The sequence below is a fragment of the Paroceanicella profunda genome (assembly GCF_005887635.2).
In the GTDB taxonomy this organism is placed as follows: domain Bacteria; phylum Pseudomonadota; class Alphaproteobacteria; order Rhodobacterales; family Rhodobacteraceae; genus Paroceanicella; species Paroceanicella profunda.
Map to the genome: position 1 here is coordinate 463,817 of NZ_CP040818.1, position 13,572 is coordinate 477,388.

Sequence of the window (13,572 nt, forward strand, 5' to 3'; positions counted from 1 at the left end):
GCGGCTTCCCTATGCCGCCGGGGGTCGCCCGGGTCGGCGGCATCCCCCGGGGCCGACGGCGCCCTTTTGTCCGACTTTGTCCGACCGTGCCCCTGATCGACTGCCCCCCCGGCCGACGCCGTCCCCTGATCGACGGCGCCGCAGGGCCAATAGTCTCGCATGGCCGCAGGGGTGCCGCCGGCCGACGGGGCCGCCCGGGCCCACGGTGCCCCTGCGGCGGGCCGGCACGCGGGGGGCCGGCCCGCTGCGGTATGCCGTCAGGGAAGCCCCCGCGGGATGCGGCCCTCGTCCACCTGCGTCCCGATGGCGCCGCACATCGGGGGCGCGCAAGGGCGCGAGGCGCCGCGCCGCACGGCCCCGGAGATTCCGGCTTTCCTTCGCGGAACCAGCCGCTATACTGTGGTCCCATGAGAATTGAACGGAACAGCAATCTGACGGTCGACGGTGCTTCCCGCGCCGGGCGTCTTGCTGCCATTCTTCTCCTTAGTCGCCCCTGAGCGTGCCGGGACGTCGGCGCGCGCGCTCAGGGGTTATCCGGATCGCGCCGCACATCCCGGACCTAAGGAACAGCTCAGATGACCACCCCTTCCGCTGACAAGCAGGCCCCTGCGAAACAGGACCGCGTGCTGATCTTCGACACCACCCTGCGTGACGGCGAGCAGTCGCCCGGCGCCTCGATGACCCATGAGGAGAAGCTCGCCATCGCCGAGCTGCTCGACGACATGGGCGTCGACATCATCGAGGCCGGCTTCCCCATCGCCTCGGAAGGCGATTTCGAGGCGGTCTCCGACATCGCCCGGCTGGCGAAGCGCTCGGTGATCTGCGGCCTGGCCCGCGCCTCCATCGGCGACATCGACCGCTGCTGGGACGCCGTGCGCCACGCGAAGCGCCCGCGCATCCACACCTTCATCGGCACCTCGCCCCTGCACCGCGAGCATCAGCTCTCCATGAGCAAGGAGCAGGTGCTGGAGAAGATCACCGCCACCGTCTCCCACGCGCGCAACCTGTGCGAGGACATCCAGTGGTCGCCGATGGACGCCACGCGCACGGAGGAGGATTTCCTCTGCCTCGCGATCGAGACCGCGGTGAAGGCCGGCGCGACCACCATCAACATTCCCGACACCGTGGGCTACACCGCGCCGGGCGAGAGCGCGCAGATCATCCGCATGCTGCTGGAGCGGGTGCCCGGCCTCGACAAGTGCATCATCGCCACGCATTGCCACAACGACCTCGGCATGGCGACGGCGAACTCCCTCGCCGCCGTGGAGGCGGGCGCGCGGCAGATCGAGTGCACCATCAACGGGTTGGGAGAGCGCGCCGGCAACACCGCGCTGGAAGAAGTGGTGATGGCGCTGCGCGTGCGCAACGACATCATGCCCTTCTCCACCGGCGTGGACAGCACCCGGCTGATGCAGGCGAGCCGCATGGTCGCCTCCGCCGCCGGCTTCCCGGTGCAGTTCAACAAGGCGATCGTGGGCAAGAACGCCTTCGCGCATGAGAGCGGCATCCACCAGGACGGCATGCTGAAGCATTCCGGCACCTTCGAGATCATGCGCCCGGCCGATGTGGGCCTGAACGCCACCGCGCTGGTGCTGGGCAAGCATTCCGGCCGGCACGCGCTGAAGAACAAGCTGAAGGAGCTGGGCTACGAGCTGGGCGACAACCAGATCGCCGACGTCTTCGTGCGGTTCAAGGCGCTCGCCGACCGCAAGAAGGAGGTCTATGACGAGGATCTCGTCGCGCTGATGGAGGTGGAGGCCTCCTCCGCCGCGAACGAGCGCATCCGGGTGAAGAGCCTGCGCGTGGTCTGCGGCACCGAAGGGCCCCAGACGGCCGACCTGGTGCTGGAGATCGACGGCGCCGACCACGAGACCCACGCCACCGGCGACGGCCCCGTGGACGCCGCCTTCAACGCGGTGAAGGCGCTGGTGCCGCATGGCGGCGCGCGGCTGCAGCTCTACCAGGTGCATGCGGTGACCGAGGGCACCGATGCCCAGGCCACCGTGACCGTGCGCCTGGAGGAGGAGGGCAAGATCGCCTCCGGCCAGTCCGCGGACACCGACACCGTGGTCGCCTCCACCAAGGCCTACGTGAACGCGCTCAACAAGCTGATCGTGCGGCGCAAGAAGTCGGCCCCGCAGGCGCTGAGCGCCTGAGGCCCCGGCCCCGCGCGACCCCCGACAGTGACCGAGGGGCGGCCCACCGGCCGCCCCTCCCGCAGTCCGCCCCCGGTTCGCCTGCCCGCCGGCGCCGCTGATGCCCCAGGGGGCCCATCCCGCGGGGGGCCCTACGGCCCCGCTCCCCGGAACGTGCGCATCCTTCCGGGCGACCTGCCGTCTCCGCCCGGGCGCCGCTGCCCGCGTGTTGCGCCGGACGCCTCCGGGCTCCTTCGCGCGGAGCGCCCTGCCACCGCCTTCGTCATCCCGGGCAAGCCTGCCCGGCCGTCGCGGCCGCAGCCGTCCCGCACCCGTGCACGCACCGGTTGCGGCAGTGCTTCCGGCCACGCCGGCCGCGTGCTGCACTGCACGCCGCAGGCGGTCGCCTCCACACGAACCTGTGTCGGAAACGCCAGTCACTTTGTCGCAGCGGCGGCCCGCCCCGCCCGGAATCGCCCTTTACGCCGCTCCGTCACCCCTCCTATAAGGGTGCGCGCGAGAAGCCGCGGCACGCGGCCGCTTAGAGGCGTATCGGCAGAACTCAAGGAAACCGGGGAAGCGATGTTTGGACTATCGGGTGTATTCTCGTCTGATATGGCGATCGACCTCGGGACAGCGAACACACTGATCTACGTGAAGGGCAAGGGAATCGTGCTGAACGAGCCCTCTGTCGTGGCCTACCATGTGCGGGGCGGCCGCAAGGAAGTGCTCGCCGTGGGCGAGGACGCGAAACTCATGCTCGGCCGCACCCCCGGCTCCATCGAAGCCATCCGCCCCATGCGTGACGGCGTGATCGCCGACTTCGATGTCGCCGAGGAAATGATCAAGCATTTCATCAGGAAAGTGCGCAAGACCGGCGCTTTCTCCAAGCCCAAGGTGATCGTCTGCGTGCCGCATGGCGCCACGCCGGTGGAGAAGCGGGCGATCCGCGAGAGCGTGCTCTCGGCCGGGGCGCGCAAGGCGGGCCTGATCGCGGAGCCGATCGCGGCGGCCATCGGCGCCGGCATGCCGATCACCGATCCCACCGGCTCGATGGTGGTGGACATCGGCGGCGGCACCACGGAAGTGGCCGTGCTCTCGCTGGGCGACATCGTCTACGCGCGCTCGGTGCGCGTGGGCGGCGACCGGATGGACGAGGCGATCATCAGCTACCTGCGCCGCCAGCACAACATCCTGGTGGGCGAATCGACCGCCGAGCGAATCAAGACCTCCATCGGCACCGCACGCATGCCCGAGGACGGCCGGGGCCTGACCATGGAGATCCGCGGCCGCGACCTGCTCAACGGCGTGCCGAAGGAAACCGAGATCACCCAGGTGCAGATCGCCGAGGCGCTGTCGGAGACGGTGCAGCAGATCTGCGAAGCGGTGATGACGGCGCTGGAAGCCACGCCGCCGGACCTCGCGGCGGACATCGTGGACCGGGGCGTGATGCTCACCGGCGGCGGCGCCCTCCTGGGCGACCTCGACGTGGCGCTGCGCGAGCAGACCGGGCTGGCGATCACCGTGGCCGATGCGGCGCTGGACTGCGTGGCGCTCGGCACCGGCAAGGCGCTGGAATTCGAGAAACAACTGGTGCACGTTATCGATTACGGCGTGTAAGCCCTGCGGGCACCCGCCCGGGAAACGCCTGACGGAACGGGCAAGGGGACCGGATTGGCCTCAAACCGCGACACCGTACCCAGCTTCGGGCGTACGTTCCGCCAGATCCTGCTGGCGGTCATGGCCGCCGTCTGCGTGGTGCTCTTCGTGCTCTGGCGCATCGACAGCCCGCGGGTGGAACGCCTGCGCATGGGGCTGATCGACGCCGTCGCCCCCTCCATCGAATGGTCCTCCACCCCCTTTGCCGGGGTGGTGCGCATGGCGGAGGACTTCCAGTCCTACTCCCGCGTCTACGAGCAGAACGAGGAGCTGCGCCGTGAGCTGCAGCGCCTGCGCGGCTGGCGCGAGGCCGCCGTGCAGCTGGAGCAGGAGAACGCCCGGCTGCGCGCGCTCAACAATGTCCACCTCTCGCCGCGGCTCGCCTTCGTGACCGGCGAGGTGGTGGCGGATTCGGGCGGGCCCTTCCTGCAATCCGCCCTCCTGAACATCGGGGAGCGCGACGGGGTGGAGGACGGCTCCGCCGCGGTGGACGGGCTGGGCCTCGTCGGCCGGGTCTCCGGCGTGGGGCGCGACACGGCGCGGGTGATCTTCCTCACCGATGCGAACTCCCGCGTGCCGGTGATCGTGAAACCCTCCGGCCGCCGCGCCATCATCACCGGCGACAACACCGACGCCCCGCGGCTCGACTTCCTGGAATCGGTGGACCAGATCAGCCCGGGCGACCGGGTGGTCACCTCCGGCGACGGCGGCATCTTCCCGCCGGATCTGCTGGTGGGCCAGGTGGTGACCCTGCAGAACGGCACGGTGCGCGTGCGCCTCGCAGCCGATTACCGGCGGCTGGAATTCCTGCGCGTGCTGCGCTTCGCGCCGCCGCCGCGCATCGAGGGCCCGGGCGGGCTGATCCTGCCCGGCGGGCCCATCGCCCTGCCGGACCTGCCGGACCTCTCGCAGGACACCACCCAGTGAGCCCGCGCGAAAGCACCCTCACCTGGATCAGCCTGGTGGCGCTGCCGGTGGTGGCGGCCCTGGGCCTGCTGGTGTCGCTGGCGCCGGTGGGGCTGTCGGCCACCGACATGCCGATGCCCGACCTCGTGTTCCTGCCGCTCGCGGTGTGGCTGGTGCGCCGGCCCGAGGCGGCGCCGCTGCTGGTGATCTTCGCCATCGGACTTGCGGCCGACCTGCTGCGCGGCGGCCCGCTGGGCATCGGCGCGCTGGGGCTGCTGGGGGTGAGCGAGCTGCTGCGGCGCATGGCCGACGGGCTGGTGCGCGGGCCGTTCATGATCGAATGGCTGGTGGTGGGCGGGCTGTTCATCGGGCTGCTCGCCTTCCAGTGCATCGCGCTCTGGCTCACCTTCTCGCCGCGCCCGGCCTTCGGCCTGCTGTGGCAGCACGCGGCGGGCACGGTGCTGCTCTACCCGCTCATCGCCTTCGCGCTGCGCCCGCTCGCCGGGTCGCGCGGGCGCGCCGCCGGACTGAGGAGCCTTGCATGAGCCGACAGCAATTTCCCAAGAAGGACGGGCCGCGCATCTCGCGCCGCGGGCTGCTGCTGCTGGGCGGCCAGCTTGGCGTGGTGGGCGTGCTGGGCTGGCGGATGCGCCAGTTGCAGGTGGAGAATTCCGAGCGCTACCGCCTGCTGGCCGAGGAGAACCGCATCAACATGCGGCTGATCCCGCCGGCCCGCGGCCTGATCTTCGACCGTGAGGGCCGCGCCCTGGCGGTGAACCGGCAGAACTACCGCATCGTGATGATCCGCGAGCAGGCGGGCGACCCGGAGGAGGCGCTGAACCGCCTCGCCAGCCTGATCGAGATTCCCGAGGCCCAGCGCGCCCGGGTGCTCAAGGAAGTGCGCCAGAAGAGCGCCTTCGTGCCCGTCACCGTGGCCGAGCACCTGAACTACACCGAGTTCGCCCGGGTGTCGGCCAACAGCCCCGCCCTGCCCGGCATCATCCCGGAGGTGGGCCTGTCGCGCTTCTACCCGGAGCGCGAGGCGACCTCGCACCTGGTGGGCTACGTGGGCCCGGTCTCCGAGAAGGACCTGAAGGAGCAGGAGGACCCGGACCCGCTGCTGCAGATCCCGCGCTTCCAGATCGGCAAGACCGGGGTGGAGAAGCTCGACGAGGGCAAGCTGCGCGGCCATGCCGGCCTCAGCCGCATCGAGGTGAACTCCGTGGGCCGGGTGATGCGCGAGCTGGACCGCACGGAGGGCACCGCCGGCGCCAACCTGCAGCTCACCATCGACCTCGACCTGCAGAACTTCGCGCTGCAGCGCCTCGCCGGGCAGAGCGCGGCGGCCGTGGTGATGGACGTGCACACCGGCGACCTGATGGCCATGGCCTCCGCGCCGGGGTTCGACCCGAACCTCTTCGTCTTCGGCATCTCCTCCACGAACTGGAACGGCCTGCTGAACGACCCCTACCGCCCGCTCTCCAACAAGTCGGTTTCCGGCGCCTACCCGCCGGGCTCCACCTTCAAGATGACCGTGGCGCTGGCCGCGCTGGCCGACGGCGCCGCCACGGTGAACGAGACGGTGTTCTGCCCGGGCTACATGGAGGTGGGCAACCGCCGCTTCCACTGCTGGCGCCGGGGCGGACACGGCCACATGAACCTGCATGACGGTCTGAAGAACTCCTGCGACGTCTATTTCTACGAGATGGCCCGGCGCGTGGGCATCGACAAGATCTCCGCCATGGCGAACCGGCTGGGCATCGGGGTGCGCCATGACCTGCCGCTGCCGGCCATTTCTGAGGGGCTCACCCCCACGCGGGACTGGAAGCAGCGCACCCAGAACCAGAGCTGGCTGGTGGGCGATTCGATCAACGCCGGCATCGGCCAGGGCTACGTGCTGGCCACGCCGCTGCAGCTTGCGGTGATGAGCGCGCGGGTGGCCACCGGCCGCGCCGTGGTGCCCCGGCTGGTGCGCGGGGTGGACAGCAAGCTGATCGCGCCGGAGGAGGCGCCGGACATCGGCCTGGACCCGCGCCACCTCGCCGCCGTGCGCGGCGGCATGAACGCCGTGGTGAACGAGCGCCACGGCACCGGCTGGCGCTCGCGCATCGAAGACGACAGCCTGGCGATGGCCGGCAAGTCCGGCACCAGCCAGGTGCGGCAGATCTCCGCCGAGGAGCGCCGCCTGGGCGTGTTCCGCAACGAGGACCTGCCGTGGAACCGCCGCGACCACGCGCTGTTCGTGGCCTATGCCCCGGTGCAGGCGCCGCGCTTCGCGGTGTCGGTGATCGTGGAGCATGGCGGCGGCGGCTCCTCCGTCTGCGCCCCGATCTGCCGCGATTTGCTGCTGCAGGCGCTCTACAAGGGGCCTCCGCCGCTCTCGGCCTATCCGGCGAGCGACCGCGACGAGATCGAGCAGCGCCGCGCCCTGCAGCCGGAGGCGCCGGCCCGTCCGGCGCATGACCGCGCATGAGCGGCGCGGAGGACCGTCGATGAGCTTCGTTCCGCCACCGGGCAGCCGCATCCCCTCCGGGCCGGCGAAGATCCTCTACTTCCACTGGGGCATCGCGGTGCTGCTGGCGGCCGTGTCCTGCGTGGGGTTCCTCATGCTGTTCTCCGTGGCCGACGGCTCGCTGGAGCCCTGGTCGCAGCGCCAGATGATGCGGTTCGGCGCCGGGTTCGCGCTGATGCTGGTGGTGGCGATGATCAACATCCGCTTCTGGCGCAGCCTGGCCATTCCCTCCTACCTCGGCTCGCTGGCGCTGCTGGTGGCGGTGGAATTCATCGGCGAGGTGGGCATGGGCGCCCAGCGCTGGATCGATCTCGGCTTCTTCCAGCTCCAGCCCTCGGAGGTGATGAAGATCGCCCTCGTGCTGGTTCTGGCCCGCTACTATGACTGGCTGGACCCGGAGAAGGTCTCGCGCCCGCTCTGGGTGATCCCGCCGGTCATCCTCACCCTGCTGCCCATGGGCCTCGTGCTGATGCAGCCGGACCTCGGCACGGCGCTGCTGCTGGGCATCGGGGCGGCGGTGGTGATGTTCCTCGCCGGGGTGAGCCTGTGGTATTTCGGCACGGCGGCGCTGGCGGCCTGCGCCGTGGTGTTCACCGTGATGACCAGCCAGGGCACGGACTGGCAGCTGCTGAAGGACTACCAGTTCCGCCGCATCTCCACCTTCCTCGACCCCTCGTCCGACCCGCTGGGCGCCGGCTACCACATCACCCAGTCCACCATCGCCATGGGCTCCGGCGGGCTCACCGGGCGGGGCTTCATGCAGGGCACGCAGAGCCGGCTGAACTTCCTGCCGGAGAAGCACACGGACTTCATCTTCACCACGCTGTCGGAGGAGTTCGGCTTCGTCGGCTCCATCTCGCTGCTGGGCCTCTACACGCTGATCATCGCGCTCGGCACGCTCTCCGCGCTCACCAACCGGGACCGGTTCGGCTCGCTGGTCACCGGCGGCATCACCGCAACCTTCTTCCTCTACTTCGCCATCAACATGGCGATGGTGATGGGGCTGGCGCCGGTGGTCGGCGTGCCGCTGCCCCTCGTTTCCTACGGCGGTTCGGCCATGCTGGTGCTGATGGGGGCCTTCGGGCTGCTGCAGTCCGCGCATGTGCACAAGCCGCGCTGACCTTCTCCCCAGCCTCAAGGACATCCCCCGTGATCCGTGCACTTCTCGCCGCCCCCGCGCGCTACTGGCCCGAATGGTCCCCCCACCTCACCCACGCCTTCGCGGCGGCCGGGCTGGAGGTCGACCTCGTGGCCGAGCCCGACGGCGGTGACTTCGACTACGTGATCTACGCCCCCGGCGGCACCCTGTCGGACTTTTCCACCCTGCCGGGCGTGAAGGCGGTGTTCAGCCTCTGGGCCGGGGTGGAGAAGATCATCGGCAACCCCACGCTCACCATGCCGCTCACCCGGATGGTGGACCCGGGGCTGGTGGAGGGCATGGTGGAGTTCGTCACCGGCCACGTGCTGCGCCACCACCTCGGGATGGACGCGCATATCCACGGCCAGGACGGCGTCTGGCGCAATGACGTGGTGCCGCCGCTGGCGCGCAACCGGAAGGTCTCGGTGCTGGGCCTCGGCCAGCTCGGCGGCGCCTGCGCCCGGGCGCTGGCGGGGCTCAACTTCGACGTGGTGGGCTGGAGCCGCCGCGCGAAGGAGATCCCCGGCGTCGCCTGCCTCTCCGGCGACGACGGGCTGGAGGAGGCCCTCGCCCGCGCCGAGATCCTCGTGCTGCTGCTGCCCCTCACCCCCTCCACCGGGAACCTGCTGGACGCGAAGCGCCTCGCCCTGCTGCCGCAAGGCGCCTGCATCGTGAACCCCGGCCGCGGCCCGCTGATCGACGATGACGCGCTGCTGGCCGCGCTGGCCTCCGGCGCGCTCGGCCATGCCACGCTGGACGTGTTCCGCCAGGAGCCGCTGCCGCCCGAGCACCCGTTCTGGGCCTCGAAAGGCGTGACGGTCACCCCGCACATCGCCTCCGCCACCCGGCCCGAGACCGCCGCGCAGGTGGTGGCCGAGAACATGCGCCGGGCCGAGGCGGGCGCGCTGCTGCTGCATCTCGTCGACCGCGCCGCCGGGTACTGAGCCATGCGCCCGGGCCCGCTGAACCTGATCACCGACGTGCCCGGCATCGCCCTCGGCAATGCCGAGGCGCCGGACTACGGCACCGGCACCACCGTCATCCTGCCCGACATCCGGGCAGTGGCCGCGGCGGACGTGCGCGGCGGCGGGCCCGGCACGCGCGAGATCACCGCCATCGAGCCCGACGCGCTGAACGAGCGGGTGGACGCCATCGTGCTCTCCGGCGGTTCGGCCTGGGGGCTGGAGGCGGCCAGCGGCGTGATGGAATGGCTGCGCGACCAGGGCCGCGGGCTCGCGGTGCGCGATTCCCTGGTGCCCATCGTGCCGGCGGCCATCCTCTTCGACCTGCCCCAGCGCCGGGACCCCTCGGCCCCCGGCGAAACCCTGCCCTACCGCGCTCTCGGCCGCGCCGCGGCCGCCGCCGCCGGGGCCCGCTTCGCGCTCGGCACCGCGGGTGCCGGCTACGGGGCCACGACGGCGGGGCTGAAGGGCGGCCTCGGCTCCGCCTCGCTGGTCTGGCAGCGCGAGGGGGCGGCAGCGCTGACGGTCGGTGCGGTGGTCGCGGTGAACGCGCTCGGCTCGGCGCTGATCCCCGGCACCAGGGCCTTCCTCGCCGCACCCTGGGAGATCGACGGGGAATTCGGCGGCCTGGCCATGCCTCCGCACGCACCCTGGCCCACCGCCATCCCGTCCAAGCGCCCGGTGCCCGGCGCGAACACCACCATCGCGGCGGTGGCCACCGACGCTTCCCTCACCAAGGCGCAGGCCCGCCGCCTCGCGATCATGGCACAGGACGGGCTCTCCCGGGCGCTGCACCCGGCACACACGCCCTTCGACGGCGACACGGTCTTCGCGCTCTCCACCGGGCGCGAGGCGGGGATCGGGGCGGACGAGCTCTACATCCTGGGCACGATGGCCGCGACCTGCCTCTCCCGCGCCATCGCCCGGGGGGTGTACGAAGCCACCGCCATCTCCGACCTGCCCGCCTGGCGCGACCTCTGAACCGGCCCCAGCGGAACGACCATACCCGCACGTCCTCCCACGCTTGCCCGTTACGTGTCATGCCGGAAGGCGATCCGCCGGCCTCCGCCCAGACCCCTCCCGCTGCCGGAGGTCCGCCGGCGGGGGCCATGCGCCTGCGGGCCGCTCACCCTCGCACATCACGCATCCGACACCGCCCAGCCGCACGGATTTCGCCGGAAGTCCCGGCCCTCCACAGACAGCCTGCCGCGCGCCAGCGCGGCCCGGCCCAAACCGCAGGAGACGCGCCCCGCGAGGGGCGGGTCGACGCAGGACGGGAGCCCCCCGGGCCCGGTCGCCCGGCTGATCCGGAGGCGGAGCGCTCCCGTGATGCGGCCACCTGGCGGTGTCCGCCCCTTTGGGCCCGGCCGGATGCTGCGCATCCGGCGCCAGCGCCGCGTTTCCGCGCATCCCGCGACCGTTGACCGGCCAGTGCGCCGCGGCTGCCCGTCAAGCCTGCCGTGCGGCACGCCTGATGCCTGATGCCTGATGCCTGATGCCTGATGCCTGATGCCTGATGCCTGATGCCTGATGCCTGATGCCTGATGCCTGATGCCTGATGCCTGATGCCTGATGCCTGATGCCTGATGCCTGATGCCTGATGCCTGATGCCTGATGCCTGATGCCTGATGCCTGATGCCTGATGCCTGATGCCTGATGCCTGATGCCTGATGCCTGATGCCTGATGCCTGATGCCTGATGCCTGATGCCTGATGCCTGATGCCTGATGCCTGATGCCTGATGCCTGATGAGAAGGCGTCAGCACGGGACGGGGCGGATGCAAGGGGTTTCGGAGGGCCGGGGTCCTTGTCCGCGGGGCGGGGGCAGGCGCGCGCGGGCGGGGAGGGCGTGTTGCGGCAGAGGGTCGCGCGCCGCGCCGGATCCGCCTGCGCGATCCGGCTGTGACCTGTGTCACGGGGAGTGGGCGCCTTGCCTGGCGGAGGTGCTGCCCGGTTTGCGGCCCGCTGGCCGTGGTCGCCGCACATGGCGGGCAACGGGGAGGATGCGTGGTGTGGGGGGCGGCGGGCGAAGCGAGGGCCCGCCGCCCCGGCGCGGTCAGCCGGCCGGCATCGCGGTTTCGGCGAGCTTCGCCCAGTAGGTCGCGCCCACGGGGATGATGTCGTCGTTGAAATCATAGTCCGGGTGATGGACACCGGCTGTGTCGCCCTGGCCAATGAACACGAAGTTGCCCGGCCGGGCCTCCAGCATGTAGGCGAAATCCTCGCCGCCCATCACCGGGGTCGCATCGGTGCGCACCCTGTCCTCGCCCACCACGGTCCGCGCCACGGAGGCGGCGAACTCGGTCTCCGCCTCGTGGTTCACCACCACCGGGTAGCCGCGGCGGTAGTCGATCTCCACCTCGCAGTCATGCGCCGCGGCGATGCCCAGCGCCACGCCGCGCATGCGCTTCTCGGCGAGGTCGCGTACCTCGTCGGTGAGGGTGCGCACCGTGCCGGAGATGGTCACGTCGCCCGGAATCACGTTGTGCGCCGTGCCGCCGATGAACTTCGTCACCGAGATCACCAGGCTCTCCAGCGGGTCGAGGTTGCGCGAGACGATGGTCTGGAACGCCGAGACCATCTGCACCGCGCACTGGATCGGGTCCCGCCCCTCGTGCGGCTTCGCGGCATGGGCGCCCTTGCCGATGATCCTGAAGTCGAACTGGTCGGCCGCCGCCATCACCGGGCCGGGCCGGGTCCAGAACGAGCCCTCGGGAACGCCGGGCCAGTTGTGCATGCCGTAGACCTCGTTGATGCCGAAGCGCTCCATCATGCCGTCGTCGACCATCTCCTTGCCGCCGCCGCCGCCCTCCTCGGCCGGCTGGAAGATGACGGCAACCGCACCGTCGAAATTCCGCGTCTCGGCCATGTACTTGGCGGCGCCCAGCAGCATGGCGGTGTGGCCGTCATGGCCGCAGGCATGCATCACCCCGGGGTTGGTGGACTTGTGCGGCACGTCGGCGCGCCGCTCGGTGATGGGCAGGGCGTCCATGTCCGCGCGCATGCCGATCACCCTGCCGGAGCCGGTCGCCTTGCCGCGGATGAGCCCCACCACGCCGGTGCGCCCGATGCCTTCCACCACCTCGTCGCAGCCGAACTCGCGCAGCTTCTGCGCCACGAAGGCCGAGGTCTTGTGAGTGTCGAACAGCAGTTCCGGGTTGGCATGGATGTGGCGTCGCCACTCGGTGATCTCGGGATGGAACTCTGCGATGCGGTTGATGACGGGCATGGACCTCTCCTGAAGTTGGTGCCACATCAAAGCCCGCATGTCGCAGCGCGTCAATCGCCCGATGCCCGCCCTTGATCCGCGGGGCGTTCCCCGCCATCAAGGGCGGGCCCCAGCCCCGAGGAGACCGCCGATGACCGCCCGTACCCCCCTTGCCAGGAGCGATTCCGAAACCCTCGTGCAGGATCGGGAGGCGGGCCTGGAGCGGCTTCTGGAGATCATGCGCCGCCTGCGCGACCCCGACGGCGGCTGCCCCTGGGACCTGGAACAGGACTTCCGCTCCATCGCGCCCTACACGGTGGAGGAGGCCTACGAGGTGGCCGAGGCCATCGAGAGCGGGGACCGGGCCGAGCTGTGCTCGGAACTGGGCGACCTCTTGCTGCAGACCGTCTACCACGCGCAGATGGCCGAGGAGGAGGGCGCCTTCGCCTTCGCGGACGTGGTGCGCGCCGTGTGCGACAAGATGGTCCGCCGCCACCCGCACGTGTTCGGCGCCGCCGCGGGGCACCGCACGCCCGAGGAGCAGACCGCGGACTGGGAGCGCATCAAGGCCGCCGAGCGCGGCGCGAAGCCGGCCCGGGCGCCGAGCGCCCTGGACGGGGTGGCCGTCACCCTGCCCGGCCTCACCCGCGCGGTGAAGCTGCAGAACCGCGCCGCCCGGGTGGGATTCGACTGGCCGGACGCCTCCCACGTGCTCGACAAGATCGTGGAGGAGGCGCGCGAGCTGGCCGAGGCGGACACCGCCGCCGACCGCGAGGAGGAATACGGCGACCTCATGTTCGTGATGGCCAATCTCGGCCGCCACCTCGGGATCGACCCGGAGGCCGCCCTGCGCCGGGTGAACGCGAAGTTCGAGCGGCGCTTCCGCGGCGTGGAGGCGCGCCTGGCCGCCGAAGGCAGCAGCCCCGCGCAATCCACCCTCGCCGAAATGGACGCCCACTGGGACGCCATCAAGGCCGAGGAGAAGGCCGCCCGGGCCGCGGCAGAAGATCGCGCTTAGGTGAGTGTTTTTATCAGGGATTGACCGGACGCGCC

The 13,572-nt window shown here is 71.0% G+C and carries 10 protein-coding genes; 9 read left to right on the forward strand and 1 reads right to left on the reverse strand.

Annotated features, from left to right (window positions below; genetic code table 11):
- The first annotated feature begins 575 nt into the window (after positions 1-575).
- From FDP22_RS02060 to FDP22_RS02095, 8 genes are all read left to right on the forward strand, one after another.
- Entirely contained in the window at positions 576-2,156 is a 1,581-nt protein-coding gene (locus tag FDP22_RS02060; RefSeq protein WP_138576663.1) for a 2-isopropylmalate synthase, read from the forward strand.
- A gap of 561 nt (positions 2,157-2,717) precedes the next feature.
- On the forward strand, positions 2,718-3,755 hold the full coding sequence (locus tag FDP22_RS02065; RefSeq protein ID WP_138576661.1) for a rod shape-determining protein: 1,038 nt from the start codon (positions 2,718-2,720) through the stop codon (positions 3,753-3,755).
- Between the two features lie 54 nt (positions 3,756-3,809).
- Positions 3,810-4,721, forward strand: a complete 912-nt coding sequence (mreC, locus tag FDP22_RS02070) for a rod shape-determining protein MreC (protein WP_277884144.1) — start codon at positions 3,810-3,812, stop codon at positions 4,719-4,721.
- Complete coding sequence (gene mreD, locus FDP22_RS02075; protein WP_138576659.1) at positions 4,718-5,245, forward strand: rod shape-determining protein MreD; 528 nt, start codon at positions 4,718-4,720, stop codon at positions 5,243-5,245. Before mreC ends, mreD begins: the two co-directional genes overlap by 4 nt.
- Positions 5,242-7,173, forward strand: a complete 1,932-nt coding sequence (gene mrdA / locus FDP22_RS02080) for a penicillin-binding protein 2 (protein ID WP_138576657.1) — start codon at positions 5,242-5,244, stop codon at positions 7,171-7,173. The genes mreD and mrdA overlap by 4 nt, the downstream gene beginning before the upstream one ends.
- Before the next feature lie 19 nt (positions 7,174-7,192).
- Complete coding sequence (gene rodA / locus FDP22_RS02085) at positions 7,193-8,332, forward strand: rod shape-determining protein RodA (protein WP_138576655.1); 1,140 nt, start codon at positions 7,193-7,195, stop codon at positions 8,330-8,332.
- Positions 8,333-8,361: 29 nt separating this feature from the next.
- Positions 8,362-9,294 carry a 2-hydroxyacid dehydrogenase gene (locus FDP22_RS02090; protein WP_138576653.1) on the forward strand — a complete coding sequence of 311 codons (933 nt, stop codon included), beginning with the start codon at positions 8,362-8,364 and terminating at the stop codon, positions 9,292-9,294.
- A gap of 3 nt (positions 9,295-9,297) precedes the next feature.
- A complete protein-coding gene (locus FDP22_RS02095) occupies positions 9,298-10,293 on the forward strand; it encodes a P1 family peptidase (protein ID WP_138576651.1) in 996 nt (331 codons plus the stop codon).
- Positions 10,294-11,367: 1,074 nt separating this feature from the next.
- Here the strand turns inward: FDP22_RS02095 and FDP22_RS02105 are convergent.
- The gene (locus FDP22_RS02105) at positions 11,368-12,540 is read right to left on the reverse strand and encodes a M20 aminoacylase family protein (protein WP_138576647.1); all 1,173 of its coding nucleotides are present in this window, start codon (positions 12,538-12,540) and stop codon (positions 11,368-11,370) included.
- Positions 12,541-12,670: 130 nt separating this feature from the next.
- On the opposite strand from FDP22_RS02105, the gene mazG reads away from it, so the two are divergent.
- Positions 12,671-13,537 (forward strand): nucleoside triphosphate pyrophosphohydrolase, encoded by an 867-nt coding sequence (mazG, locus tag FDP22_RS02110; RefSeq protein WP_138576645.1) that lies wholly within the window; start codon positions 12,671-12,673, stop codon positions 13,535-13,537.
- Positions 13,538-13,572: the final 35 nt, after the last annotated feature.